The organism is Cellulomonas sp. NPDC058312, from assembly GCF_042880135.1.
Lineage (GTDB): Bacteria > Actinomycetota > Actinomycetes > Actinomycetales > Cellulomonadaceae > Cellulomonas.
The window spans coordinates 564982-589304 of the sequence record NZ_JBHVZE010000002.1; the positions used below are offsets into that span (position 1 = coordinate 564982).

The following is a 24323-nucleotide window of genomic DNA, read 5'->3' on the forward strand; positions in this document are numbered from 1 at the left end:
CACGGCTCCGGGGTCCTAACGTCTCGGTGCTCCCGGCGGTTCCCACCTAGCCGAACAGGGTCCCCGTGGGTGCCGGCGCCGCGAGCCCGAGGTGCGCCCACGCCTCGGGGGTCGCGACCCGCCCGCGCGGGGTCCGGCCGATGAGCCCCTCGCGCACGAGGAACGGCTCCGCGACGGTCTCGACCGTCTCCGGCTCCTCGCCGACCGCGACGGCCAGCGTGGTCAGCCCGACCGGCCCGCCGCCGAACCGCGTGCACAACGCCGTCAGCACCGCCCGGTCCAGGCGGTCCAGGCCGCGGTGGTCGACCTCGTAGACCTCGAGCGCCGCCTGGGCCGCGACCAGCGACAGGGTCCCGTCGCCGCGCACCTGCGCCCAGTCGCGCACGCGGCGCAGCAGCCGGTTCGCGATGCGCGGCGTGCCACGGGACCGCGAGGCGATCTCCCCCGCCGCCTCCACGGCGAGCGGCACCCCGAGCAGGCCCGCCGACCGCAGCAGCACGCGCTCGAGCTCGTCGTCCGCGTAGAAGTCCAGGTGGCCGGTGAACCCGAACCGGTCGCGCAACGGCGCGGGCAGCAGCCCCGCCCGCGTCGTCGCGCCGACGACCGTGAACGGCGGCAGCGACAGCGGGATCGCGCTCGCGCCCGCGCCCTTGCCGACGACGACGTCGACCCGGAAGTCCTCCATCGCCACGTACAGCAGCTCCTCGGCAGGCCGCGCCAGCCGGTGGATCTCGTCGAGGAACAGCACCTCGCCCTCCTCCAGGGAGGACAGCACCGCGGCGAGGTCCCCGGCGTGCTGGATCGCGGGGCCGCTGGTGATCCGCAGGGAGGCGCCGAGCTCGGCGGCGATGATCATCGCAAGTGTCGTCTTGCCGAGCCCGGGCGGGCCGGACAGCAGCACGTGGTCCGGCGCGCGGCCGCGGCCGATCGCGGCCTCCAGCACCAGCGACAGCTGGTCCCGGACGACCTTCTGGCCCACGAACTCGTCGAGGTGGCGGGGCCGCAAGGCCGCCTCGGCCGCGCGCTCCAGCTCGTCGGCGCCCGGTCGCACGACCGACTCGGGCCCGAGGTCGACGCCGAGGTCCACGTCGTCCGGGAGCCCGCGCGCGTCAGCCACGGCCGCCGCCCAGGGTCCGCAGCGCCGCCCGCAGCACGCCGGCGACCTCGTCCTCCCCCACGGGCTCGGTGCTGCCGTCGAGCACCGACGCGACGGCGTCCTGCGCGGCCTTCGCGTTCCAGCCGAGCCCGACCAGCGCCTCGACCACCTGCTCGCGGCGGTCGAGCGGCCCGGCGGGCGTCGCGGGACGGCCGTCGACCGCGACCGCCGCCGGGGCACCGAGCCGGTCGGCGAGCTCCAGCACGATGCGCTGGGCGCCCTTCTGGCCGATGCCGGGCACCCGCTTCAGCGCCGCGAGGTCCTCCGCGGCGACGGCGCGCCGCAGGCCGTCCGGGGTGTGCACGGCGAGCATCGCCAGCGCGAGCCGGGGGCCGACGCCGCTGACGGACTGCAGCACCTCGAACACCTCGCGCTCGTCGTCGTCCGGGAAGCCGAACAGCGTCAGCGAGTCCTCCCGCACCACCAGCGCGGTGTGCAGCGTGGCCGTCTGGCCGACCCGCAGCCCCGCCAGGGTCGCCGGGGTGGCCTGCACGAGCATGCCCACCCCGTTGACCTCCACCACGGCGGCGTCCAGCCGCACGGCCTGCACCGTCCCGTGCACCGAGGCGATCACACCGGCTCCTTCCCGTCGGACGTCGCGAGCAGTCTGCCACGGGTGCGAACACCTGTACGAACGACACGCGTGCGCCCGGTCCGGCCGGGACGCCTCAGGCGCGCACCCGGCGGGCCGCCTGCTCGGCCTGCGCCCACGCGGCCTGCGCGGCGGTCATCGACCCGGGGGCGCGCTGCGGGGCACCGACCGCACCGGCCGGTCGCCACAGGTGGCAGATCGCCAGGGCCAGCGCGTCGGCGGCGTCCGCCGGCTTCGGCAGCTCGTCCAGCGACAGCAGGCGCTGGACCATCGTCTGCACCTGCGGCTTGTCCGCGCGCCCGTTGCCGGTGACCGCGGCCTTGACCTCCGACGGCGTGTGCATCGCCACGGGGATCTTCCGGCGGGCCGCGGCGAGCATCGCGATCCCCGCGACCTGCGCCGTGCCCATCACGGTCCGGACGTTGTTCTGGGCGAACACCCGCTCCACGGCGAGGGCGTCCGGGGCGTGCTCCTCGAGCCACTCGTCGATGTGCGCGGCGATCAGCAGCAGCCGCTGGTCGATGTCCGCGGTCGGCGCGCTCTGCGCCACGCCCACGGCGACCATCCGCACCCGCCGCCCGGGGAGCCCGTCGACCACCCCCAGCCCGCACCGGGTCAGCCCAGGGTCCACACCGAGTACGCGCACCGGCCCAGTCTCCCAGCCCGACCCGACCCGGGGTGGATCCACCCGGCCGGACACGCCGGTGCGTGTCGCCCGTCTCGTTCCACGCACCCCCGGGATGGATCCACCCCGGGGTGCGGGCCAACCGGGTGGATCCACCCCCGGGGGGGCGGGCCGACCGGGTGGATCCACCCCGGCGTGGTGCGGGCCGACCGGGTGGATCCACCCCGGCGTGGTGCGGGAGGTCCGGACGCGACGACGCCCCGCGCGGCACGTGGCGGGGCGGGGCGTCGCGGTGCAGCTGGGCTCAGTCGTCGTTCTCGAGCTCGGCCATGACCTCGTCGGAGGCGTCGAAGTTCGCGTAGACGTTCTGCACGTCGTCGGAGTCCTCGAGCGCGTCGATCAGCCGGAAGATCTTGCGGGCGCCCTCGGCGTCCACCTCGATCTGGGTGGCGGGGTGGAACACGACGTCCGCGGAGTCGTACTCGATGCCGGCCTCCTGCAGGGCCGTGCGGACCGCGACGAGGTCGGTCGCCTCGGACAGGACCTCGAACTGGTCGCCGGCGTCGTTGACCTCCTCGGCGCCCGCGTCCAGGACCGTCATCATGACGTCGTCCTCGGTGGTGCCCTCCTTCGGGACCAGCACCACGCCCTTGCGGGAGAACAGGTACGCCACAGAACCGGGGTCGGCGAGCTGCCCGCCGCTGCGCGTGAAGGCCACGCGGACGTCGGCCGCGGCGCGGTTGCGGTTGTCGGTGAGGCACTCGACCAGGAACGCGACGCCGCCGGGGCCGTAGCCCTCGTAGAGGATCGTCTGGTAGTCGGCGCCGCCGGCCTCCGCACCGGAGCCGCGCTTGACCGCGCGGTCGATGTTGTCGTTCGGGACCGACGTCTTCTTCGCCTTCTGGATGGCGTCGAACAGCGTCGGGTTGCCCGCGGGGTCACCTCCGCCCGTGCGGGCGGCGACCTCGATGTTCTTGATCAGCTTGGCGAACAGCTTGCCGCGCTTCGCGTCGATCGCGGCCTTCTTGTGCTTGGTGGTGGCCCACTTGGAGTGACCCGACATCGCTTCGTACCCTCTCGTTTCCGCAGCAGCCCTGCGTGCCGGTGCCGGCGTCGCAGCGTGACCCGACGGCGGGTCACGCCGGCGCCCTCACCGGGCGTCGCGGACGATCTCGACGAACAGCCGGTGCACCCGCGTGTCCCCCGTCACCTCCGGGTGGAAGGACGTGGCGAGCAACGAGCCCTGGCGCACCGCGACGATCCTACCGGCGGCAGGGCCCGACTCGACGCGCGCGAGCGCCGTGGCGGCCGGACCGACCTCCTCGACCCAGGGCGCGCGGATGAACACGGCGTGCACCGGGTCGGCCGCGCTGTCCGGCACGCCGTCGATCCGCAGGTCCGTCTCGAACGAGTCGACCTGCCGCCCGAACGCGTTCCGGCGCACCGTCACGTCGAGCCCGCCGAGCGTCCGCTGGCCGTCGATGCCGCCGACGATCCGGTCCGCGAGCAGGATCATCCCCGCGCACGAGCCGTAGGCGGGCATCCCGGCGCGGAGCCGGTCGCGCACCGGACCGTCGAGGTCGAACGCGCGCAGGAGCTTGTCGATCGTGGTCGACTCGCCGCCGGGCAGCACGAGGCCGTCGACCGCGTCGAGCTCGCGGGCCCGGCGGACGGCGACCGCGGCGGCCCCGCACGCCTCGAGGGCGGCCAGGTGCTCACGGACGTCGCCCTGCAGGGCGAGGACACCGATGGTGGGAGGGGTGGTCACCCCGTCATCCTACGAATCCGCGGGCACCGCACGCAGCGCGGTCGCGGGCACGTCGACGCTCCCCCACTGCTCGACCATGTCCGCGACCCGACCCAGACCCTCCAGCAGCGCGGCGCGCTCGCTCGCGAGCGACACCCGCACCATGCCCTCCCCCGCGGCACCGAACGCGCTGCCGGGCGACACGGACACGTGCCGCTCGTCCAGCAGCCGCAGCGCGAACGCCTCGGAGTCGGCGGTCGCCGCGGACACGTCCACCATCAGGTAGAACGCGCCGGCCGGTCGGATGCAGGGCACCCCGCGCCGCGCGAGCAGCGCCATCGCCGCGTCCCGTCGCTCCCGGTACGACGCGACCGCCGCGACGACGTCGTCCTGCGGACCGGTCAGGGCCGCGAGGGCCGCGCGCTGGCTCACCGAGGACGGGCAGGCGACCGTCGCCTCGGCGACCTGGCCGAGGAGGTCGATCACACCGGCGTCCCGGGACACCACGTAACCGAGCCGCCAGCCGGTCATCGCGTAGGTCTTCGAGAAGCTGAAGAACGTCAGGACGCGCCCGTCGGTGTCGAACGTGGCCGGGCTGACGTGCGGCGCGTCGTAGGTGATCGCCTCGTAGCACTCGTCGGAGAACACCCACAGGTCGTGCGCGCGGGCCAGCTCGACCACGCCGGCCAGGAGCTCCGCCGGGTACATCGCGCCGGTCGGGTTGTTGGGCGAGCAGACGACGAGGACGCGCGTCTGCGGCGTGATCGCGGCCTCGATGTCCGCGAGCGTCGGGACGAAGCCGTTCGCCGCGTGCGCGGGGTAGGTGGCGACGTCGACGCCCGCGGACACGGCGGCCATCCGCCAGTTCGGGAACTCGGGGTCGGGGATGAGGACGGTCTCGCCCGGCGCGGCCAGCGCGGTGATCGCCATCGCGAGGCCGTGCATGGCGCCGTGCGTGACGACGACGTCCGCCGCCGAGACGTCGAGCCCGTTGACCCGGCGGACCTTCTCGGCCAGCGCCTCGCGCAGCTCGGGGGTGCCGGTGCTCGACGTGTAGGCGGTGTGCCCGAGGGCCGCGTCCCGACCCGCGGCGGCGACGACGTGCGCGGGCGTCGGCACGTCGGGCTCGCCGATCTCGAGGCGGATCGCCTCGGGGTCGCGCATGGCGAGCTCCATGAGGGTGCGGATCCCGCTGCGGTGGATGCGGGTGGCAGGCGACGTCGAGATGGGCACGCCTGACCCTAACCGACGGACGTTACTGGTCAGTAACGCCGTCAGTCGTCGTGCTGGTCCCCGAGGTGGCGGGTCACGCCGTCCCACCCGCGCAGCAGCGGCCGGACCAGGTCGGGCAGCCCCTCCGGGAACACCTCCCGGGTCTCCGCTGCCAGGTCGTCGAGGTGCCACCAGCGCAGCTCGTCCAGCACGTCGAGCTCGACCTCGGTCCAGCCGTCCCGCGCGATCGCGTCGGTGTCGAGCGCCGAGTCCACCCGGGCGACGAAGAACTCCTCCTCCTGCCGGCAGCGCTGCGCGTAGAAGTCGAAGATGCCGGTCCGGGTCAGCACCGGCCCGACCAACGCGGCAGGGTCGAGCTCGAGGCCGGTCTCCTCGCGGACCTCGCGGACCGCCGCCGCCAGGGCGTCCTCGCCGGGGTCGATGCCCCCGCCGACCGTGAACCACCAGGACCGCTCGGGCTGGTCGACGTCGTGGCCGCGGACCAGCAGCAGGCGGTCGTCGGCGTCGAGCAGCAGCACCCGCGCCGCGCGGCGGAACCGCAGTCCGTCGTCGCCGAGCACCCAGTCGTCGCCCAGCACCGTGGTCGCGGACGGCGACGGGAGCCCGGGCACGGACGGCGACGGCCCGCCGGCCCCGGTGGGGGTCGACGGGCCGTCGTGCGCCAGCGGGTCGGTCACCAGCCGCGCTCGGCCAGGCGGTGCGGCACGGGGACGTCGTCGACGTTGATGCCGACCATCGCCTCGCCGAGACCGCGCGAGACGTTCGCGATCACGTCCGGGTCGTCGTAGAACGTCGTCGCCTTGACGATGGCGGCGGCGCGCTCGGCCGGGTTGCCCGACTTGAAGATGCCCGAGCCGACGAACACGCCCTCGGCGCCGAGCTGGCGCATCATCGCCGCGTCGGCCGGGGTCGCGATGCCGCCGGCGGTGAACAGCACGACCGGCAGCTTGCCGGCGCGGGCGACCTCGACGACCAGGTCGTACGGCGCCTGGAGCTCCTTCGCCGCGAGGAACAGCTCGTCCTCCGGCAGGGAGGACAGGCGGCGGATCTCGTCGCGGATGGTCCGCATGTGGGTGGTGGCGTTCGAGACGTCACCGGTGCCGGCCTCGCCCTTGGAGCGGATCATCGCCGCGCCCTCGGTGATCCGGCGCAGGGCCTCGCCGAGGTTGGTCGCGCCGCAGACGAACGGCACGGTGAACTGCCACTTGTCGATGTGGTGCGCGTAGTCGGCCGGGGTCAGGACCTCGGACTCGTCGACGTAGTCCACGCCGAGGCTCTGCAGCACCTGCGCCTCGACGAAGTGCCCGATCCGCGCCTTGGCCATCACGGGGATGGACACGGTGCTGACGATGCCGTCGATGAGGTCGGGGTCGCTCATCCGCGCCACGCCGCCCTGCGCGCGGATGTCCGCGGGCACCCGCTCGAGCGCCATGACGGCGACAGCACCGGCGTCCTCGGCGATCTTGGCCTGCTCGGCCGTGACGACGTCCATGATCACGCCGCCCTTGAGCATCTCCGCCATGCCGCGCTTCACGCGGGCCGTGCCGACCGCGGGCACGTCGCTGCTGGTGGTGGGCTGGCTGGTCTCGCTGGTCACTGAGGTTCCTCGCAGTTCGACGGGAGGGGGTGGCGGGTTCCACCGTCATCGTAGACGCGGCCGGGCCGGGGTCCGGTCGTCGTCCACAGGGCAGGTGGTGCCGGGACAGGTGGCGCCAGGGCGGTGCGTCAGGTGGCGGCGGGCGGTGCACCGGGCCGGCCCAGGGCGGGCGGCCAGGCGTCGTCGAGCTCGAGCGTCTGCGGCATCGGCGCCCGGCCGGCCAGCCGCAGCGTCCGGACCGCCCAGCCCCGGCGCATCCGCTGCGCCTGCGCGACGGCCTCGTTGTGGAACCGCCGCGCCAGCTGCACCCGGTACCAGGCGTCGGCGAGGGCGTCGAGCAGCTCGTCGGCGCCGGGCTCCTCGCGCAGGGCGGCGACCTCGTCCGGGTCGTCCAGGGCCTCGCGCAGCGTCGAGGACAGCTCGCTCTCGACCAGCCCGCGGTCGGCCGTGGCGCGCGCGGCGCCCTCGAGCTCGTCCGGCAGGCGCGCCATCCCCTGCGTCTGGGGCGACCCGGCGGCGATCGCGGCCCACGACGCCTCCCCGATCAGCACGGAGCTCACCGGGTCGAGCACGCCGGACGCCGCGAGCGTGGACGCGGCCGAGGCGCGACGGACGAGCTGGGTGTCGACGACGGCGCCGGACGCGGCGACCTTGCGGTGCAGCCGGTCGATCCTGGACGCCGCCAACCAGGACCACCAGACCACCAGCAGGACGACCGCGACCACCAGGACCACGGTCTCGGACCAGCTCACTCGTCACCCCTCAGGCGGCGCACGTCGAGGCGGCGTGCCCCGCGGCGGGACGTCGGGTCCTCGCCCACGGGCGCGGCGCTGCCCTCGACGGCCATCTCGTACACGGTCAGCACCTCGTGGGTGACCGACGACCAGTCGTACCGGCTGACGGCCGCCTCCCCCGCGGCCGCGACGTGCGCCCGGCGGTCGGGGTCGCCGAGCAGGTCGACGAGGGTGCGCGCGAGGTCGGCGGGGTCGCCGGTGCGGAACAGCACACCGGCCCGGCCCTCGTCGAGCACCCGGCGGAACGCGCCGAGGTCGGACGCCACGACGGCCGTGCCGGCGCTCATCGCCTCGACCAGCACGATGCCGAACGACTCGCCGCCGGTCTGCGGCGCGCAGTACACGTCCGCGGACGCGAGCAGCCGCGCCTTCTCCTCGTCGCTGATCCCGCCGAGGAACTCCACCGCGTCGGCGTCGTCGCCCAGCAGCTCGCGGGCCTCGTCCGGCCCGGTCTCGCCGCGCCCCGCGACCAGGAACCGGACCCCGGGGAACGCGCGGCGGACCGCGGGCACCGCGTCGAGCAGCACCGGCAGGCCCTTGCGGGACTCGTCGAGCCGGCCGAGGAACACCACGGTCGGCGCCTCGGGCGTCCCGACCCAGCGCGGGTCGGTGCCGGCGCGCGCGAACGCGTCGACGTACACCCCGTTCGGGATCACGACCGCGTCGCCGCCGAGGTGCTCGACCAGCGTGCGCCGGGCGTCCTCGGACACCGCGATCCGCGCGCTGATCTTCTCGAGCGACTGCCGGACCAGCGGGTAGGCGATCTGCAGCGACCGGGACCGGACCAGCGAGGTGTGGAACGTCGCGACGACCGGGCCGTCGGCGATCCACAGCGCGAGCATGCTGAGCGACGGGGTGACGGGCTCGTGCAGGTGGAGGACGTCGAACTCCCCCGCCTCGACCCACCGGCGCACCCGTGCGGCGGTGAGCGGACCGAAGGTGAGCCGGGCGACGGCGCCGTTGTACCGGACCGGCACGGCGCGACCGGCGGAGGTCATGTACTCCGGGATCGGGGTGTCCTCGTCCGCGGGAGCGAGCACGGACACGGTGTGCCCGCGCTCGATCAGCGCCTCGGCGAGGTCCCGGACGTGGAACTGCACGCCGCCGGGCACGTCGAAGGAGTAGGGGCAGACGATCCCGATGCGCAGCGGCCGCGCGGGGGCGGGCGCGGTCACCGGGAGCGCTCCTCGGCGGCCAGCGTCCGGGCGTAGCGCTCCGGGTCGAGGTCGGCGACGAACACCTTCTGGAGCATGTGCCAGTCCTGCGGCGCCCGCGCGATGCCGGCGCCGAGGTCGTCCACCCAGGCCTGGGTCAGCGCGGCGACGCGCTCGGACCGCGGCACGTCGTCGGGCGTGGTCAGCAGCCGGCCGAACTCGATGACGATCCCCCAGGGCGTGCCCGCGGCGCGACGGCGCTCGCCGTGCAGCCGCTCGTAGGTGATCGACGCCGTGCACAGCGGGGCGCCGGTCGCGACCGCCAGCGCGGCGGGACCGGCGGCGACGCGTGCGCGCTCGCCGAACAGGTCCACCTCCACGCCGCGGTGCGTCAGGTCGCGGTCGGCCAGGAGCGGCAGCAGCCCGCCGACCGGCTGCCGCACGGCCCGGACGAGCTCGCGGAACACCCCGCCGCCCGCGTTCTCCAGCGGGATGATCTCCAGGCCCAGGCCCTGCCGGAACCGCAGGAACTCCTGGAACAGCGCCTCGGGCTTGAGCCGCTCGGCGACGGTGACGGTCGGGCCGAGGTTGCGGGTGGCGTACGCGCCGGCGAGGTCCCAGTTGCCCAGGTGCCCGAGCGCGAGGACGGTCATCCGGCCCTCGGCGATCGTCGACCGGATCAGGTCCGGGTTCACCAGCCGCACCCGGGCGTCGATCTGCGCGGGCGACACGCCGACCAGCGCGAACGCCTCGCCGAAGTACCGCATGTACGACCGCATCCCGAGCAGCCCGAGCCGGCGGATCTCCTCCGGGCGCGCCTGCGGGCGGACCCGGCGCAGGTTGGCCTCGAGCTGCCGGACGCCGGCACCGCGACGTAGCCAGACCGCGTCGGCGATCAGCCGGAACACCCCGCGGACCACCGGGTCGGGGACCCTGCCGACGACCCGCCAGGCGAACGCGTAGGCGCGCGCGACGTCGATCCGGCCGGGGCGGGCGGCCGGCACCTGCGGGGTGGTCACGCGGCTCCCACCGCCTGCCGCCGCACGGTCGCCATCCGCTGCACGATCGTCACCAGCGAGGCGACGGCCAGCAGCGCCAGCACGACGACCAGCACGACCTGCGGCAGACCCAGACCGACGAGCAGGGTCGCGACCAGCACCGCCGCGAGCCGGTCGGCGCGCTCGGCGATCCCGACCTGCGCGGTCATGCCCAGCCCCTCGGCACGCGCCCGGGCGTACGGGACCACCGAGCCGAGCACCAGGCACGCCAGCGCGGTCCCGACGCCCCACGAGTCGCCGTCGCCCACGAAGTACAGCACCAGGCCGGAGAAGATCGCCGCGTCGCCGAACCGGTCGAGCGTCGAGTCGAGGAACGCCCCCCACGGCCCGGAGCGACCGGCGCGCCGCGCCATCACCCCGTCCAGGCTGTCGGTGAGCACGAACACCGCGATCACGAGGCTCGCGGCGAGGAAGTGCCCGGTCGGGTACAGCCACAGGGCGGTGACGACGACCGCCACCGTGCCGGTGATCGTCACCGCGTCGGGCGACACCCCGCGCTTGAGGAGCGCGTCGGCCACGGGCGTGAAGATCCGCGTCATGGCCCCGCGCAGTCGGTTCAGCACGTGCGGGTCATCCCTTCTGGTGGTCGGCGGCGGGCCAGCCGGCCGCCAGCCGTGCGCGCGTGTCCGCGAGCAGCTCGGGCAGCGCGCGCGTCCGGCCGACGACCGGCAGGAAGTTCGCGTCGCCCGACCAGCGCGGCACGACGTGCTGGTGCAGGTGCGCGGCGATCCCGGCCCCCGCGACGTCGCCCTGGTTCATGCCCAGGTTGAACCCGTGCGGGCCGGAGACCGCGCGCAGCACCCGCATCGCCGTGCGGGTCAGCTCCGCGACCTCCGCGACCTCCGCGTCGGTCAGGTCCGTGTAGTCGGCGACGTGCCGGTACGGGACCACCAGCACGTGCCCGCCGTTGTACGGGTAGAGGTTGAGCACGACGTAGGCGACGGCGCCCCGCGCCACCACCAGGCCGTCCTCGTCGGTCAGCGACGGGATGCGGCAGAACGGGCACCCGTCACCGGCGGCGTCGTCGGCGGGCTTGTTCTCGCCGCCGATGTACGCCATCCGGTGCGGGGTCCACAGCCGGCCGAAGCCGTCGGGCACGCCCGGCAGCGCGGCGGCGTCCTGGGCCACCGCGCCGCCGGGTCGGTCGTCCTCGGGCACCGGGTCAGACCTGCGCGTGCTCACGGACCGCGGTCACGACGCGCTGCACGGCCTCGGCCACCGGCACGCCGTTCTCCTGGCGGCCGTCGCGGTACCGGAACGACACCGCGCCGGCCTCCGCGTCCTCGCCGCCCGCGATCAGCACGAACGGGATCTTCTGCGTGCTCGCGTTGCGGATCTTCTTGCCGAACCGGTCGCTCGATCGGTCGAGCTCGGCACGGATCCCCTGGGCCTTCAGCTGCGCGACGACGTCCTCGAGGTACGGCTCGAACGGCTCGGCGACCGGCACCGCGAGCACCTGGACCGGCGCGAGCCAGGCCGGGAACGCCCCCGCGTAGTGCTCGGTGAGCACCGCGAAGAACCGCTCGATCGACCCGAACAGGGCACGGTGGATCATCACCGGCCGCTGGCGGGTGCCGTCGGCGGCGGTGTACGCGAGCTCGAACCGCTCGGGCAGGTTGAAGTCGAGCTGGATGGTCGACATCTGCCAGGTGCGGCCGATGGCGTCCTTCGCCTGGACCGAGATCTTCGGGCCGTAGAACGCGGCGCCGCCCGGGTCGGGGACCAGCTCGAGGCCGGACTCCTCGGCGACCTGGCGCAGCGTCTCGGTCGCTTCCTCCCACGCGGCGTCCTCGCCGACCGACTTCTCGGGGTTACGGGTCGACAGCTCCAGGTAGAAGTCGTCGAGGCCGTAGTCCTTGAGCAGGTCGAGGACGAAGGTGAGCAGGCTGGTGAGCTCCCCCTTCATCTGGTCGCGGGTGCAGTAGATGTGCGCGTCGTCCTGCGTGAAGCCGCGCGCGCGGGTCAGGCCGTGCACCACGCCGGACTTCTCGTACCGGTACACCGTGCCGAACTCGAACAGCCGCAGCGGCAGCTCGCGGTACGACCGGCCCCGGGAGTCGAAGATCAGGTTGTGCATCGGGCAGTTCATCGGCTTGAGGTAGTAGTTCTGCCCCGCCTTGCGGATGTTGCCGTCCGCGTCGCGCTCCTCGTCCAGCTGCATGGGCGGGTACATGCCGTCGGCGTACCAGTCCAGGTGGCCCGAGATCTCGAAGAGCTGCTGCTTGGTGATGTGCGGGGAGTTCACGAACGAGTAGTCCGCCTCGACGTGCTTGCGCCGCGAGTACTCCTCCATCTCCATGCGGATGATGCCGCCCTTGGGGTGGAACACCGCCAGGCCGGAACCGATCTCGTCCGGGAACGAGAACAGGTCGAGCTCGGTGCCCAGCCGGCGGTGGTCGCGCCGCTCGGCCTCGGCCACGCGGTCCAGGTACGCCTTGAGCTCGTCCTTGGTCGGCCACGCCGTCCCGTAGACGCGCTGCAGCTGGGGGTTCTTCTCGGACCCGCGCCAGTAGGCGGCCGCCGACCGGGTGAGCTGGAACCCGTTGCCGAGCAGCCGGGTGCTGGGCAGGTGCGGGCCCCGGCACAGGTCCTGCCAGACGACCGTCTCGGTCTCCCGGCCCGCGCCGCGCACGTTCTGGTAGTAGGTGAGGCCGCCCTGGCCGACCTCGACGGACGCGCCCTCGCCGGCGGTGTCGGCGGTGGACTTCAGACCGATCAGCTCGAGCTTGTAGGGCTCGTCCGCGGCGAGCGCGCGCGCCTCGTCGTCCGTGACCTCGACCCGGCGGAAGGTCTGCCCCTCCTTGACGATCCGGGACATCACCTTCTCCAGGGCCTTGAGGTCCTCCGGGGTGAACGGGTCCGCGACGTCGAAGTCGTAGTAGAAGCCGTCGGTCACCGGCGGGCCGATGCCCAGCTTCGCGGTCGGGTTGACCTCCTGCACCGCCTGCGCGAGCACGTGCGCGGCGGAGTGGCGCAGGACGGCCAGCCCGTCGGGCGAGTCGATGGTGACGGCCTCGACGACGGCACCGTCGGGCAGCGGCCGGGACAGGTCCCACAGCTCCCCGTCGACGCGGACGACGACGACCTCGCGGCGCGCGGAGAACAGGTCCGTGCCCGTCGTCCCCGCCTCGGCCGTGGTGCTGGTGCCGTCGACGGTGAGGGTGATGAGCTCGGACACGTGCATGGTCTCCTCGGGTCGGGCCCGCGCCGGACACGCGGGATCCTCGGACGATGCTACCGACCGGTTCACCCGGTCCGTGGGACGACGACGGCCCCGGGTCCGCTGGGGACCTCGGGGCCGTCGTGCCGGTGGGCGATACTGGGTTCGAACCAGTGACCTCTTCGGTGTGAACGAAGCGCGCTACCACTGCGCCAATCGCCCGGCGGGAAAGGACTCTACCCGAACCCGGGGCCAACTCCGAAACCGGGCGCCGCACCGGGCCGGCAGGGGCGGCAGATCCGCGCCACCAGCGGGATCGGCGCCCCTCGCGACCACCGCGCACGGCACGTCGGGGGTCACCCGTGCGGCCTACCGGGTGAAACTCGCCGCCCGACCTCGGCACCTGGCGCCCCGGCTGTCATGATGGTCGTCTCGCGTGACGTGTGTGAAGGAGGATGCAGTGGCCCAGCGCTCGTACGACGTCGTCGAGTCCGTCGCCATGCAGCTCATCAGCTCCGATGCCAGCGTCCTGCCGGTCACCGCGGAGCTGTCGTACCGCGTGAGCGACCCGTACACGGTGCGCGCCGTGTTCACCAGCCCCCAGTCCACGTCGGTGTGGCTCCTGGGTCGCGAGCTCCTGCTCCAGGGGATGCTCGCCGACTCCGAGGACCCGGCCGGCTCCGGGGACGTCCAGGTGTGGCGCGACGAGGACCCGCTGTTCACCCTCATCTCGCTGACCGGCATCGAGGGCAGCGCGCTGCTCGCGTCGCCGTCCGAGCCCCTCGAGCGGTTCCTCACCGCGACCGAGCAGCTCGTCGCGCTCGGCACCGAGAGCGACCGCATGGAGGGCGAGATCGCCGCCCTCATCGCGGCGCTGCTCACCGCCTGACCCCGCCCCTCTCAGGGATCGGGGTCCGCACCCGCGCGCTCGGCGAACAGCCGGGCCACCTCGTCGACCAGCGGCCCCGGTGACACCGGCGCCCCGTCCAGCACGCGCACGGCCACGAACCCGCGCAGCGACCCGCTGAGCGCGAGGTGCGCGGCCCCCCGGGCGACGTCGTCCAGCACCGACCACGGGAGCGCGTCGGCGGGCGCCTCCCGCACCGGCAGGTCCGCCTCGGCCGCCCACTCCAGGACGAGCGCGCGCGTCACGCCCGGCAGGCAGCCCGACGACAGCTCCGGCGTCAGCAGCGCGCCGTCACGCTCGACGAACACGTTCGACCCCGTGCCCTCACAGAGGGCGCCGCGGCTGTTCGCGAGCACGGCCTCGTTGCCGCCCGCGCGGGTCGCGGCGGCCAGGGCCAGCACGTCCGCCGCGTAGGACGTCGACTTGTGGCCGGCGAGCGGCGACCGCTCGCCCCGCACCCACGCGCTGCGCACCACGTGCGCCGGGCCCCGCACGGGCGCCGGCCCGCCGGTGACCAGCAGCGTGGGCCGGCCGGCGCCGGGCGTGCCGGGCGTCACCGTGACGCGCACCCGCCCGAGGGCGGCACCACCGGCCGCCAGCACCGCCGCGACGCCCGCCCGCGCCTCGTCGAGGTCGACCGCCGGCAGGTCCAGCGCCCGCAGCGACGCCGCGAGCCGGTCCAGGTGCCGGGTGAGTGCGAACGCGTGACCGTCGGACACCGCGCAGGTCTCGAACACCCCGAGCCCCGTGGTCAGCCCCGGGTCGAGCGCCGTCACCAGCGGCTCACCGGGGTCCCGCAGCCGGCCACCGGCCCACACCACGCTCGTCACGGCCGCCAGTCTCCCACCGGGGTGCCCGACGCCAGCGCGACCAGGCGGCGCGCCTTCAGCTCCGTCTCCCGCCACTCCGCGGCCGGGTCGCTCCCCCAGGTGATCCCGGCGCCGGTGCCGAACCGCAGCACGCCGTCGCGCCACACGAACGTGCGGATGCCCACGGCGAGCTCGGCCCGCACAGACCCGTCCGCGCCGACGTCCACCCACCCCACGGCCCCGCAGTACGGGCCGCGCGGGACGGGCTCGAGGCGGGCGATCAGGTCGAGGGCCGACGACTTCGGGGCACCGGACACCGAGCCCGGCGGGTACGTCGCCGCGAGCAGCGGTCCCCACAGGTCCCCCGCGCCCCGCACGTCCGAGCGCAGCCGACCCCGCACCGTCGAGACGAGGTGGGCCAGACCGGGGTGCTCCTCGACGCCCAGCAGCGTCGTCACCTCGACCGTGCCCGGCTCGCACACCCGCTGCAGGTCGTTGCGCACCAGGTCGGTGATCATCACGTTCTCGGCGCGGTCCTTGTCCGTCAGGCCCGCCGCGGTCACCGCCGTGCCCTTGATCGGCGCGGAGGTCACCCAGCCGTCCTCGACCCGCAGGTACAGCTCCGGGGACGCGGTGACGACCCAGACACCCGGCAGGTCGCCGCCGCCCGGCACGTGCACGCCGCCCGCGTAGGGCGCGGGGTTCCCCGCCGCCAGCGCCACGCCCAGCGCCCGGGCGTCCGGCTCCCGGCCGTCGTCGACGGGTAGCGGCGCGGACAGGACCCGGCAGAGGTTCGCCTGGTAGACCGTGCCCTCGCGGACGGCCTCGCGCAGCGCCGCCACCGCGTCGACGTAGCCCTGCTCGTCCACCGACGACGTCCACGAGTCCGGGTCGGGACCACGCCAGCCGGCGGCCGCGGGTCCAGGCCCGTCGCTCCCCCGCTCGTGCCCGAACCGCCAGGCCGCGACGGGCCCGTCGAAGTCCCCCACCAGCACCCACCGCCCCGGCACCGCGAGCCGCCACGGCTCGGCGGCCACGTCCGGCACGTGCTCGACGGGGTCACGCAGCACCCGCCCGCCGAACCACGCGGTCCCCGGGCGCGACGGACGCGACTCAGCACTGTGCACCACGTCACGGTAGCCACCCCCGACGGCCCTCCCGACCACCCACGACACCCGCCAGGACCCCCGGATCCGCGTGATCACGCGGGACACCCGAGGTCAGGGGGACCAATTGGACTCTCCCCGCAGAAGTCGGCTAATGTTCTCGACGCACCAGGAACGCCGGTGAGAACCGGCGGGACAGGCGTGCGGACGTGGCTCAGTGGTAGAGCATCACCTTGCCAAGGTGAGGGTCGCGGGTTCGAATCCCGTCGTCCGCTCGGAGGCAGACACTCCCGGCCGACCTTCATCGGTCGCTGAGGACTGAGGTCTCAGGGTGGAGTGGCCGAGAGGCGAGGCAGCGGCCTGCAAAGCCGTCCACACGGGTTCGAATCCCGTCTCCACCTCGTAGTAACGCGGTGCTCTCGAGCACCACGGGCGATTGGCGCAGCGGTAGCGCGCTTCCCTGACACGGAAGAGGTCACTGGTTCGATCCCAGTATCGCCCACCAGCAAGGCCCCAGGTCATCGACCTGGGGCCTTTGCCGTGCGCGGGAGGGATCAGCTCCCCCGGTACTCCTCGTCGCTCACGTGCTCGAGCCACGTCACGACCTGCCCCTGCTCGTCGGCCTCCTGCATCGCGACGTGCGCCATGAACCGCTCGGGCGTGGCGCCGTGCCAGTGCTCCTCGCCGGGCTCGATGAACACGACGTCGCCGGGGCGGATCTCCTGCGGCTCGCCGCCGCGACGGGCGACGTAGCCGATGCCGTCGGTCACGTAGAGGGTCTGGCCGCGGGGGTGGCGGTGCCACGCGGTGCGCGCTCCCGGCGCGAACCGGACGTGCGCGCACCCGATCGCGGACTGCTCGTCGGGGTCGCGCACGCCGTCGATGGAGACGGTGCCGGTGAACCAGTCGGCAGGGCCCGCGACGGTCCGGCCGCCGCTCGGGGTGATCTTCATGGTCGTCTCCTCCTGGTGGTGGGTGCGGGTCAGCTGTCGGCGGGTGCGAGGGTCACGGTGACCTGGTCGGGCCCGTCGGCGAGCAGGTCGATCGCGGTCGTGTCGAACGTGCCCAGGCGGGAGATTCCCGTCCAGTAGCCGACGTCGCCGTAGTAGAGGACCAGGTCCGACGAGGGCGCGTACCAGCCGATCTCGCCGGGTCCGGGGTCGTCGCCCGCCGGCATGCCCGCCATGTCCAGCGGCGGGTCCAGCCGGCCGGTCTTCTCGAGCCCGCCGTGGTCGCGGAGCGCCAGCGTCACCGGCAGGCGCGCCGCCAGCGCCCGGGCTCCGGGGTTGTCCCAGAGCACTCCCGGGACGGTGGTGCCGTCGACGGTGAGCAGGACCGGGGTGCCGTCCGAGGCGGGCTCGGCTGCGGCGGTCGGGTCCGGCGTGGCGCCGGGTGGGGGCGTCATGGTGGTGCTCCTCTCGGTCGGGGTCGGGCTTGTGGTCGCAGGTCGCGGGGCGTCGCAGCCGGCCAGGGCCAGCAGGGCGACCGCGGTGGCGACGACGGTCCACGCCCGGGTGGTGCGGTTGCTCATGGACCTGCTCCTCGGCGTCCGCGGGCGGTCAGAACGTCAGGAGCACCTTCGTGGCGCGGCGCTCGTCCATCGCCCGGTACGCCTCGGCGGCCTGCTCGATCGGCAGCGTCAGGTCGAAGACCTGGCCCGGGTCGATCTCGCGGTCCCAGATCAGCCGGATCAGCTCGGGCAGGAACCGGCGCACGGGGGCCGGGCCGCCGTGCAGGTGCACGCCCGAGAAGAACAGCTCCTCGCCGGGGAGCGCGACGTCGTGCGAGACCCCGACGTACCCGACGTGCCCGCCGGGGCGGGTCGCGCGGACCGCCTGCATCATCGACTCCTGGGTCCCGACCGCCTCGATGGTGCTGTGCGCCCCGAGGCCCCCGGTGAGCTCCTTGATCCGGGCCACGCCCGCGTCGCCGCGCTCCTCGACGACGTCCGTGGCGCCGAACCGGCGCGCGAGCGCCTGCCGGTCGGCGTGCCGGGACATCGCGATCACCCGCTCGGCGCCCAGCCGGCGTGCGGCGAGCACGCCGAGCAGGCCCACGGCCCCGTCACCGACGACCGCGACGGTCTTGCCCGGCCCGACCTCGGCGGCGACCGCCGCGAACCAGCCGGTCCCGAGCACGTCGGACGCGGCCAGCAGCGACGGGATCAGGTCCGGGTCCGGGGTCCCGGGGGTCGCGACGAGGGTGCCGTCGGCGTGCGGGATCCGGGCGTACTCGGCCTGCGCGCCCGGGGCGGCGCCGGGGCCGCGGTGCACGCAGTGCGACTGGTAGCCGGCGCGGCAGATCTCGCAGGTGTTGTCCGAGGAGAAGAACGACCCGACGACGAAGTCGCCGACCCGGATCTCGCGGACGTCCGCGCCGACCTCCTCGACGACGCCCACGTACTCGTGCCCCATCGGCTGGTGGTCGACGGCGTCCGTGCCGCGGTAGGGCCACAGGTCGGAGCCGCAGACGCAGGTCGCGGCGAGCCGAATGACCGCGTCGGTCGGCTCGACGAGGGTCGGCCGCTCGGTGTCGTCGACGCGGACGTCGCCGGGGGCGTACATGATGACGGCTCGCATGGTGCTGCCTCTCTCTCACGGTGGGTGCGGTCCCCAGCCAACTCCCCGCGCCGCCGCCCGGGGAGTCCCTGCCGAGGGGTGTACCGGCAGGGCGCCCCACGGCGGGGCCTGTCTCGGCGCGCGCGCCGGGCCTACCGTCGGGGCATGGACAACCGAGCGGATGTGCGCGAGTTCCTCATGTCGCGGCGGGCCAAGGTCACGCCGCAGGACGCAGGGGTAGTCGGCGGCACGAACCGGCGCGTCCCGGGGCTGCGCCGCAGCGAGGTCGCCGCGCTGGCCGGGGTGAGCGTGGAGTACTACGCGAAGCTCGAGCGGGGCGCGATCGGCGGGGCGTCCGCGTCGGTCCTGGACGCCGTCGCGCGGGCGCTGCGGCTCGACGACACCGAGCGCGCGCACCTGCTCGACCTGGCCCGCGCGGCCGACGGCGTGCCGTCCTCGGGCCGCGCCCGTCGGCGCGCGACCCGGTCGTCCGTGGCCCGGCCGAGCCTGCAGTGGGCGCTGGCGGCGATCACCGACGGGGTGGCGTTCGTCCGCGACCAGCGCCAGGACCTGCTCGCGACGAACGCGCTGGGTCGGGCGTTCTACTCCCCCGTCCTCGGTGACGGCGGCCGCGTGCCGAACCTCGCCCGGTTCCAGTTCCTGGACCCGGCGGCGCGCGACTTCTACCCGGACTGGGACCTGTTCGCGGAGATGTGCGTCGCGATCATGCGGACCGAGGCCGGCCGCGACCCGCACGACAAGGGGCTGCAGGACCTCGTCGGCGAGCTGTCCACCCGCAGCGACGTCTTCCGCCGCCTGTGGGGCGCGCACGACGTCCGCACGCACGGCGCCGGCACCAAGCGGTTCCACCACCCGGTCGTCGGGGAGCTGACCCTCGCCTACGAGGAGCTCGCGATCACCGCCGAGCCCGGCCAGGTGCTGATGGTCTACACGGCCGAGCCGGGGTCGGCGTCCGCCGACCGCCTGCGGCTGCTCGCGTCGTGGGCGACCGACCCTGCGACGACCGGCACCGCGACCACCGGCACCGCACCGGCCGGGCGGGCGGACCGGTGACCGGCCTGGAGGACCTGCTCGCGCACGTCGCGCGCGGGGACGTCATCGAGGGCGGGTCGGCGCAGCACCGCGTCCTGCACGAGGCCGCGCAGGAGGCGATGCAGGTCCTCGCGGAGCTGAACGGCGGCTACCGCACGCCCGAGGAGGTGCGCGCGCTGCTCGAGCGGCTGACGGGGCGACCCGTGGACGCGTCGGTCACGCTGTTCCCGCCGTTCCTGTGCGAGTTCGGCAGGAACCTGACGCTCGGCGCGGGCGTGTTCATCAACATGGGCTGCCGGTTCCAGGACGCGGGCGGGCTGACCATCGGCGACGGCACGCTGATCGGGCACGGCTGCACCCTCACGACGCTGAACCACGCGGTCGACCCGGCCCGGCGCGCGGACATGGTGCCCGCCCCGGTCGTGATCGGCCGGAAGGTCTGGCTCGGCGCGGGCGTCACGGTCGTGCCCGGCGTGACCATCGGCGACGGCGCGGTGGTCGGCGCGGGCGCGGTGGTCACCCGCGACGTGCCCGCGAACGCGGTCGTCGCCGGGGTCCCGGCGCGGCTGGTCCGGATGACGGGGTTCGAGGCCTGACCGGCGTCACACCCCGCCGAGCAGGCCGCCGAGCACCCGCTCCGCGGCCGAGCCCGCCGGCACCGGCAGCTCGACCGAGGCGTCGCCGGCGCGCAGCACGACCAGCGTGACCTCCGGGTAGCGGGGGTGCGGGCGCGACGCGACGCCGGTCAGCCGGTCGAGGGGCAGCACCAGGCGGGACTCGGAGTGCACCGGCGTCCGACCACGGACCAGCGGGTCGCGCCGGCCGAACACCTGCAGCTCCCGCCCGGTGGAGGCGAGCACGGCGGCCTGCACCGTCATGGGGTGCAGCGCGTGCACGAGGCGCGCGATCCCGCCGCCGGCCGGGCGCACGACCTGCCGCGGGTGCGCGGCGACCGCCTGCAGCCCGGGCTCCCGGTCGGCGACCTCCCGGTACGCCGCGACCAGCCCGATCTCCTTCTCCCCCAGCGCGCGCCGGGACAGCCGCCCGATCGCGGGGCCGACGTCGCGCGGCGGCGCCGCCGGTCCGGACGCGGGCACCGGCCAGGCGAGGCTGCGGACCAGCTCCACGAGCTCGTCGACCGCCTCGGCGGCGGAGCCGTTGTACCGGACCGCCACGGGGGCCCCGACGAGCGCGTGCACGACGAGCCGGCCGTCGAGCAGGTCCACGCTGGTGCCGACCGCGGCGACGTGGTCGTAGGGGAGCTCGCGGACGTCGTAGCCCCGCGCGTCCGCTGCACCGGTGCGCCGGCTGAGCACCGTGAGCCGGTCGGCGCCGAGGACCAGCAGGTGGTCGTAGAGGTCCATGTCCGGGTGGGCGTCGCGCCGCGCGATGTCCCGCGGCACCTTGAGCACCAGGTGCGCCGCGGCGAGGTCGACGGGGTGCTCCCGGTACAGGGGCGGCACGTCCTCGGGGGTCCGGACCCGGTCGACCCAGGGGCCGAACGCGTCGAACTCCGGGGTCCGGCGTTCGGGTCCGCCGTCGGCCCCGGCCGGTCTGCTGCCCGTCGTCGAGCTCCTCATGGCGCGCCTCCCTGGTCGTCGGGTCCAGGATGCCCCCGCCAGGCCCGCGTCACCAGGCACGGAGGTCCTCAGCGGTCCAGGACCCACCCCGGGCGCCGCGGGTCGTCCACGCGGACCACGACGTCGGCGACCGCCTCGGGGTCGACCTCCGCGCGGTACCGGTCCTCGGCGGGCAGCCGCCACGCGTCCTCGGGGGCGGTGCGCCGGGCCAGCGTGTCCGGGCGGACCGCGAGGTGCACGGCCAGGTCGACCGGCAGCCAGCGGCCCAGGAGCAGACCGCCGTCGAGCAGCAGGACGCTCCCGGGCGGCGCCGCGACCGGCGCGCGCCGCGCGGACCGCTCCCGCGCGGCGTCCCACAGCGCCGGCAGGTAGGTGCCGTCGCCACCGGGACCGAGCGGGTCCAGCACCTCGCGGATCAGCGCGCCGGTGTCCAGGGCGTCGTCGAGCAGGGCGTCGGGGTCGTGCCGGCCGTGCTCGAACCGCACCCCCGCCGGTCGGAGGAAGTCGGCCGCCGACACCCGGTGCGCGGCGTGCCCCCGCGCGCGCAGCGGCTCGACGAGCGCGTCCGCGAGCGCCCCCGGCGCTGTGGGTGGGGCGCCGTCGACCAGCACCCGCCACCGCCGGTCCGCGTCGTCCGCCGCGGCGAGGTCGGCGAGCACCCGGTCGACGAGGCGGTCGACCAGCACCTGCGGGGACACGGGCTCGACACGCACCGGGACAGTCTGCCCGCCGGGTGGGCGGGGTGCCGGGTCGGTCAGCCCAGCGCCGCGACCAGGCCCACGCCGAGGTGCCGCGACCACCACGCCCAGTCGTGCCCGCCGGTGACCTCGGTGTAGTCGAGGTGCTCGCCCCGGCGCCGGAGCAGCGCGGCGACCTCGCGGTTCGCGTCGGTGAGCTCGCCCTCGAGCCGGCCGACCTGCAGGACGGTGCGGGTCGACCGGGCGGGCGCGGTGCGCAGGTGCGCCGCCACCGCGCGCTGCGCCGGGTCGTCCATCGCCGGCCACCAGAACGACCCGGACTGGCTGACGCACGCGCCGAACCGCTCCGGCCGCCGGGCAGCGAGCCGGAACGCCGCCAGCCCGCCGTAGGACTGCCCGGCGACGACGTGCCGGGCGGGGTCCGGGTGCGACCGCAGCCCGAGCCCCGCCAGGACGGGCTCGACGACGCGGGGCAGCAGGTCGTCGGCGACCAGGTCGAGGTAGGCGTCCGTGCCCGCGAGGTCGGCCGCGCGGCGGTCGGTGCTGAGCGCGTCGACGAGCACCGCGGCGGTGGGCGGGACCAGCCCCCGGGCGTGCAGGTCGTCGAGGACGGGGCCGATCGGGACCCGGTCCGCCCACATCGCGCCGTCGAACAGCACGAGCAGCCCGACCTCCCCGCCGGGCGCCCGCGCGGGCGTGCGGACCCACACGGGCTGGTCGACGCCGTCGGGGCGGTGCCAGGTGCGCGCGGTCGTGCGGCCGGCCGGTGCGGACGCGTGCGGTGCGGACGCGTGCGGTGCGGTGCCCGGGTCGGCGTCCGGCGGTGCGACGGCCACGGAGCGGGCGCTGCCGCGGGAGTCGACCAGGCCGTCGGCGCGCGCGAGCGCGTCGGGGCGGGACCCGGCGAGCACGCCGAGCCACCACGCGCGGGCCTGCGGGGTGTTCCGCGCCGCCGGCGACCGCAGCCCGCCGTCGTGCGGCACGAACGCGTAGGAGCCCACGTACCCGTCGGGCACGCCGAACGCCGCGACGTGCACGTCGGTGCCGGGTACGTGCGTCATCGCCCCGGCGGTCAGGTCGGCGCGGTCGGTGAGGCCGGCGAGGTCGAGGTAGACGCCCGGGGCACCCGGGGCACCCGGGGCACCCGGGGCACCCGGGGCGCCCGGGTCGTGGCGGTGCAGGAACAGCAGCGTCGGCACGCCGCTGCGCGCGCCCTCGCCGGCGGCGGGCGGGTCGTCCGCGGCGGGCAGTCCGTCCGGGAACCACAGCGGTGTGCGGGCGCTGGCGACCTCGGCCCACCACGCGGCCGAGCCGGTCGGGACGCCCGGGACGACGTGCGCGAGGTCGCGCACCTCGGCGGCGGGCCGCCGCCCGGTACGGGGTGGCAGGGACAGCAGCTGGGACCTCGGTCCGTCGGATCGGCGCACGAAGATAGGTTAGCCTCACCTTCCATCCAGCCCTGCACCGCAGGTCAGCCGATCGAAGGATGCCCATGCTCTCCCGCACACACCGCTCCGCAGCGGCCGCCGTCACCGCCCTGGTCGCTCTGCTCGCCGCCGGGTGCGCGTCCGGCGACGCCGCCGCGCAGGACGCCGGCACCCCGGCCGCCGCCGAGGAGGGGGCCTGGCCGCGCACCGTCACCCACGAGCTCGGCGAGACCGAGATCCCCGCCGAGCCGGTCCGGATCGTCTCGACGTCCGTCACCCTCACCGGCATCCTGCTGTCCATCGACGCCCCCGTGACCGGCTCGGCCGCCACCACGCCGGCGGCGTCCAACCAGGACACCGGGTTCTTCGACTGGTGGGCGGACGTCGCCGTGGACCGCGGTGTCGAGGTCGTGTACCAGAACCTCGAGTTCGACGAGGAGGCCGTCATCGCGGCCGAGCCGGACCTGATCGTCATGTCCACCACCGGCGCCGACGCCACCGCCGAGCACTACGACGCGCTCAGCGCCATCGCGCCGACGATCGCCCTCGACTACTCCGCCGCGACCTGGCAGGACGTCGCGGTCGAGCTCGGCGCCGCGACCGGTCTGGAGGACGCCGCCGCCGAGACCGTGGCGGCCTTCGACGCCCGGGTCGCCGAGGTCGCCGACGCGATCACCGTCCCCGAGGGCACCGTGAACGCCGTGGTGTTCAACGGTGGCGCCCAGGACACCGCGTTCGCGAAGCCCGCGGGCTCGCACGGCACCCTGCTCACCGCCCTCGGCTTCGACGTGGTCGGCGCCGACGAGGCGCTCGACACCTCCGAGCAGGCACGCACCGACTTCGCGTTCGTCTCGCTCGAGAACACCGTGACGGCCCTGACCGGCGACACCGTGTTCATCATCAGCGGCGACCAGGACACCGCCGACGCGCTGCTCGCCGAGCCCGTCCTCGCCAACGCCCCCGCCGTGCGGTCCGGCCAGGTCCACCCGCTGGGCGACGACTCGTTCCGGGTCGACTACTACTCGGCCTCGCAGATCGTCGACACCGTCGAGGGCCTGTTCTCCTGATC

General features: G+C 75.1%; 26 protein-coding genes and 4 tRNA genes. 7 read left to right on the forward strand and 23 right to left on the reverse strand.

All coding sequences use genetic code 11. The features are described from left to right. Positions 1–46: 46 nt before the first annotated feature. From ruvB to ACFVXN_RS07150, 15 genes are all read right to left on the reverse strand, one after another. Positions 47–1117 (reverse strand): Holliday junction branch migration DNA helicase RuvB, encoded by a 1071-nt coding sequence (gene ruvB, locus ACFVXN_RS07080; protein WP_389229448.1) that lies wholly within the window; start codon positions 1115–1117, stop codon positions 47–49. Next, entirely contained in the window at positions 1110–1730 is a 621-nt protein-coding gene (ruvA, locus tag ACFVXN_RS07085; protein ID WP_389229451.1) for a Holliday junction branch migration protein RuvA, read from the reverse strand. Before ruvA ends, ruvB begins: the two co-directional genes overlap by 8 nt. A gap of 94 nt (positions 1731–1824) precedes the next feature. After that, on the reverse strand, positions 1825–2394 hold the full coding sequence (gene ruvC / locus ACFVXN_RS07090; protein WP_389229454.1) for a crossover junction endodeoxyribonuclease RuvC: 570 nt from the start codon (positions 2392–2394) through the stop codon (positions 1825–1827). Between the two features lie 283 nt (positions 2395–2677). Next, a complete protein-coding gene (locus ACFVXN_RS07095) occupies positions 2678–3436 on the reverse strand; it encodes a YebC/PmpR family DNA-binding transcriptional regulator (RefSeq protein WP_389229457.1) in 759 nt (252 codons plus the stop codon). Between the two features lie 87 nt (positions 3437–3523). Next, positions 3524–4141, reverse strand: coding sequence for a pyridoxal 5'-phosphate synthase glutaminase subunit PdxT (gene pdxT / locus ACFVXN_RS07100; protein ID WP_389229460.1), 618 nt, complete (start codon positions 4139–4141; stop codon positions 3524–3526). Between the two features lie 9 nt (positions 4142–4150). Next, positions 4151–5353 carry a pyridoxal phosphate-dependent aminotransferase gene (locus tag ACFVXN_RS07105; protein ID WP_389229463.1) on the reverse strand — a complete coding sequence of 401 codons (1203 nt, stop codon included), beginning with the start codon at positions 5351–5353 and terminating at the stop codon, positions 4151–4153. A 41-nt stretch (positions 5354–5394) separates the two neighbouring features. Beyond that, on the reverse strand, positions 5395–6030 hold the full coding sequence (locus ACFVXN_RS07110) for an NUDIX hydrolase (protein ID WP_389229466.1): 636 nt from the start codon (positions 6028–6030) through the stop codon (positions 5395–5397). Next, complete coding sequence (gene pdxS, locus ACFVXN_RS07115) at positions 6027–6950, reverse strand: pyridoxal 5'-phosphate synthase lyase subunit PdxS (RefSeq protein WP_389229469.1); 924 nt, start codon at positions 6948–6950, stop codon at positions 6027–6029. Before pdxS ends, ACFVXN_RS07110 begins: the two co-directional genes overlap by 4 nt. A gap of 128 nt (positions 6951–7078) precedes the next feature. Beyond that, positions 7079–7702, reverse strand: coding sequence for a hypothetical protein (locus ACFVXN_RS07120; RefSeq protein WP_389229472.1), 624 nt, complete (start codon positions 7700–7702; stop codon positions 7079–7081). Next, a complete protein-coding gene (locus ACFVXN_RS07125) occupies positions 7699–8892 on the reverse strand; it encodes a glycosyltransferase family 4 protein (protein WP_389230512.1) in 1194 nt (397 codons plus the stop codon). The genes ACFVXN_RS07120 and ACFVXN_RS07125 overlap by 4 nt, the downstream gene beginning before the upstream one ends. Before the next feature lie 23 nt (positions 8893–8915). Then, positions 8916–9917 carry a phosphatidylinositol mannoside acyltransferase gene (locus ACFVXN_RS07130; RefSeq protein WP_389229475.1) on the reverse strand — a complete coding sequence of 334 codons (1002 nt, stop codon included), beginning with the start codon at positions 9915–9917 and terminating at the stop codon, positions 8916–8918. Continuing rightward, positions 9914–10519 carry a phosphatidylinositol phosphate synthase gene (gene pgsA / locus ACFVXN_RS07135; protein ID WP_389229479.1) on the reverse strand — a complete coding sequence of 202 codons (606 nt, stop codon included), beginning with the start codon at positions 10517–10519 and terminating at the stop codon, positions 9914–9916. Before pgsA ends, ACFVXN_RS07130 begins: the two co-directional genes overlap by 4 nt. 7 nt (positions 10520–10526) lie before the next feature. Continuing rightward, a complete protein-coding gene (locus tag ACFVXN_RS07140) occupies positions 10527–11114 on the reverse strand; it encodes an HIT family protein (protein WP_389229482.1) in 588 nt (195 codons plus the stop codon). Between the two features lie 4 nt (positions 11115–11118). Beyond that, positions 11119–13134, reverse strand: a complete 2016-nt coding sequence (gene thrS / locus ACFVXN_RS07145) for a threonine--tRNA ligase (protein WP_389229485.1) — start codon at positions 13132–13134, stop codon at positions 11119–11121. 132 nt (positions 13135–13266) lie between these two features. Then, positions 13267–13338, reverse strand: a tRNA-Val gene (locus ACFVXN_RS07150). 238 nt (positions 13339–13576) lie between these two features. Here ACFVXN_RS07150 and ACFVXN_RS07155 point away from each other — a divergent pair. Beyond that, positions 13577–14005: an SsgA family sporulation/cell division regulator gene (locus ACFVXN_RS07155; protein WP_389229488.1), complete on the forward strand. Its 429-nt coding sequence runs from the start codon at positions 13577–13579 to the stop codon at positions 14003–14005. Between the two features lie 11 nt (positions 14006–14016). On the opposite strand, the gene ACFVXN_RS07160 is transcribed toward ACFVXN_RS07155, so the two are convergent. Together ACFVXN_RS07160 and ACFVXN_RS07165 are read right to left on the reverse strand one after the other, a co-directional pair. After that, a complete protein-coding gene (locus ACFVXN_RS07160) occupies positions 14017–14853 on the reverse strand; it encodes an aminotransferase class IV (protein WP_389229491.1) in 837 nt (278 codons plus the stop codon). Continuing rightward, positions 14850–15959, reverse strand: a complete 1110-nt coding sequence (locus tag ACFVXN_RS07165; protein ID WP_389229494.1) for a chorismate-binding protein — start codon at positions 15957–15959, stop codon at positions 14850–14852. The genes ACFVXN_RS07160 and ACFVXN_RS07165 overlap by 4 nt, the downstream gene beginning before the upstream one ends. A gap of 182 nt (positions 15960–16141) precedes the next feature. On the opposite strand from ACFVXN_RS07165, the gene ACFVXN_RS07170 reads away from it, so the two are divergent. From ACFVXN_RS07170 to ACFVXN_RS07180, 3 genes are all read left to right on the forward strand, one after another. Continuing rightward, a tRNA-Gly gene (locus tag ACFVXN_RS07170) sits at positions 16142–16213 on the forward strand. A gap of 55 nt (positions 16214–16268) precedes the next feature. Next, positions 16269–16339: transfer RNA gene (locus ACFVXN_RS07175), tRNA-Cys, on the forward strand. 29 nt (positions 16340–16368) lie between these two features. Continuing rightward, a tRNA-Val gene (locus ACFVXN_RS07180) sits at positions 16369–16443 on the forward strand. 49 nt (positions 16444–16492) lie between these two features. Here ACFVXN_RS07180 and ACFVXN_RS07185 read toward each other — a convergent pair. The 3 genes from ACFVXN_RS07185 to ACFVXN_RS07195 are packed head-to-tail and all read right to left on the reverse strand — an operon-like array spanning position 16493 to position 18517. Continuing rightward, on the reverse strand, positions 16493–16891 hold the full coding sequence (locus ACFVXN_RS07185) for a cupin domain-containing protein (RefSeq protein WP_389229497.1): 399 nt from the start codon (positions 16889–16891) through the stop codon (positions 16493–16495). A gap of 29 nt (positions 16892–16920) precedes the next feature. Then, complete coding sequence (locus tag ACFVXN_RS07190) at positions 16921–17469, reverse strand: cyclophilin-like fold protein (RefSeq protein ID WP_389229500.1); 549 nt, start codon at positions 17467–17469, stop codon at positions 16921–16923. 28 nt (positions 17470–17497) lie between these two features. Further along, the gene (locus ACFVXN_RS07195) at positions 17498–18517 is read right to left on the reverse strand and encodes a zinc-dependent alcohol dehydrogenase family protein (protein ID WP_389229503.1); all 1020 of its coding nucleotides are present in this window, start codon (positions 18515–18517) and stop codon (positions 17498–17500) included. Between the two features lie 144 nt (positions 18518–18661). Between ACFVXN_RS07195 and ACFVXN_RS07200 the strand changes: the two genes are divergently transcribed. Both ACFVXN_RS07200 and ACFVXN_RS07205 read left to right on the forward strand, forming a co-directional pair. Beyond that, positions 18662–19570 (forward strand): helix-turn-helix transcriptional regulator, encoded by a 909-nt coding sequence (locus ACFVXN_RS07200; RefSeq protein ID WP_389229506.1) that lies wholly within the window; start codon positions 18662–18664, stop codon positions 19568–19570. After that, entirely contained in the window at positions 19567–20145 is a 579-nt protein-coding gene (locus ACFVXN_RS07205; protein WP_389229509.1) for a DapH/DapD/GlmU-related protein, read from the forward strand. The genes ACFVXN_RS07200 and ACFVXN_RS07205 overlap by 4 nt, the downstream gene beginning before the upstream one ends. Positions 20146–20151: 6 nt before the next feature. Here ACFVXN_RS07205 and ACFVXN_RS07210 read toward each other — a convergent pair whose 3' ends face one another. The 3 genes from ACFVXN_RS07210 to ACFVXN_RS07220 all read right to left on the reverse strand — a co-directional run bounded on the left by ACFVXN_RS07210 (position 20152) and on the right by ACFVXN_RS07220 (position 23254). Next, the gene (locus ACFVXN_RS07210) at positions 20152–21129 is read right to left on the reverse strand and encodes a hypothetical protein (RefSeq protein WP_389229512.1); all 978 of its coding nucleotides are present in this window, start codon (positions 21127–21129) and stop codon (positions 20152–20154) included. Between the two features lie 68 nt (positions 21130–21197). Next, positions 21198–21842 (reverse strand): uridine kinase, encoded by a 645-nt coding sequence (locus ACFVXN_RS07215; RefSeq protein WP_389229514.1) that lies wholly within the window; start codon positions 21840–21842, stop codon positions 21198–21200. A gap of 41 nt (positions 21843–21883) precedes the next feature. Further along, on the reverse strand, positions 21884–23254 hold the full coding sequence (locus tag ACFVXN_RS07220) for an alpha/beta hydrolase-fold protein (protein WP_389229516.1): 1371 nt from the start codon (positions 23252–23254) through the stop codon (positions 21884–21886). Positions 23255–23319: 65 nt separating this feature from the next. On the opposite strand from ACFVXN_RS07220, the gene fepB reads away from it, so the two are divergent. Next, positions 23320–24321: a Fe2+-enterobactin ABC transporter substrate-binding protein gene (gene fepB / locus ACFVXN_RS07225; protein WP_389229518.1), complete on the forward strand. Its 1002-nt coding sequence runs from the start codon at positions 23320–23322 to the stop codon at positions 24319–24321. Positions 24322–24323: the final 2 nt, after the last annotated feature.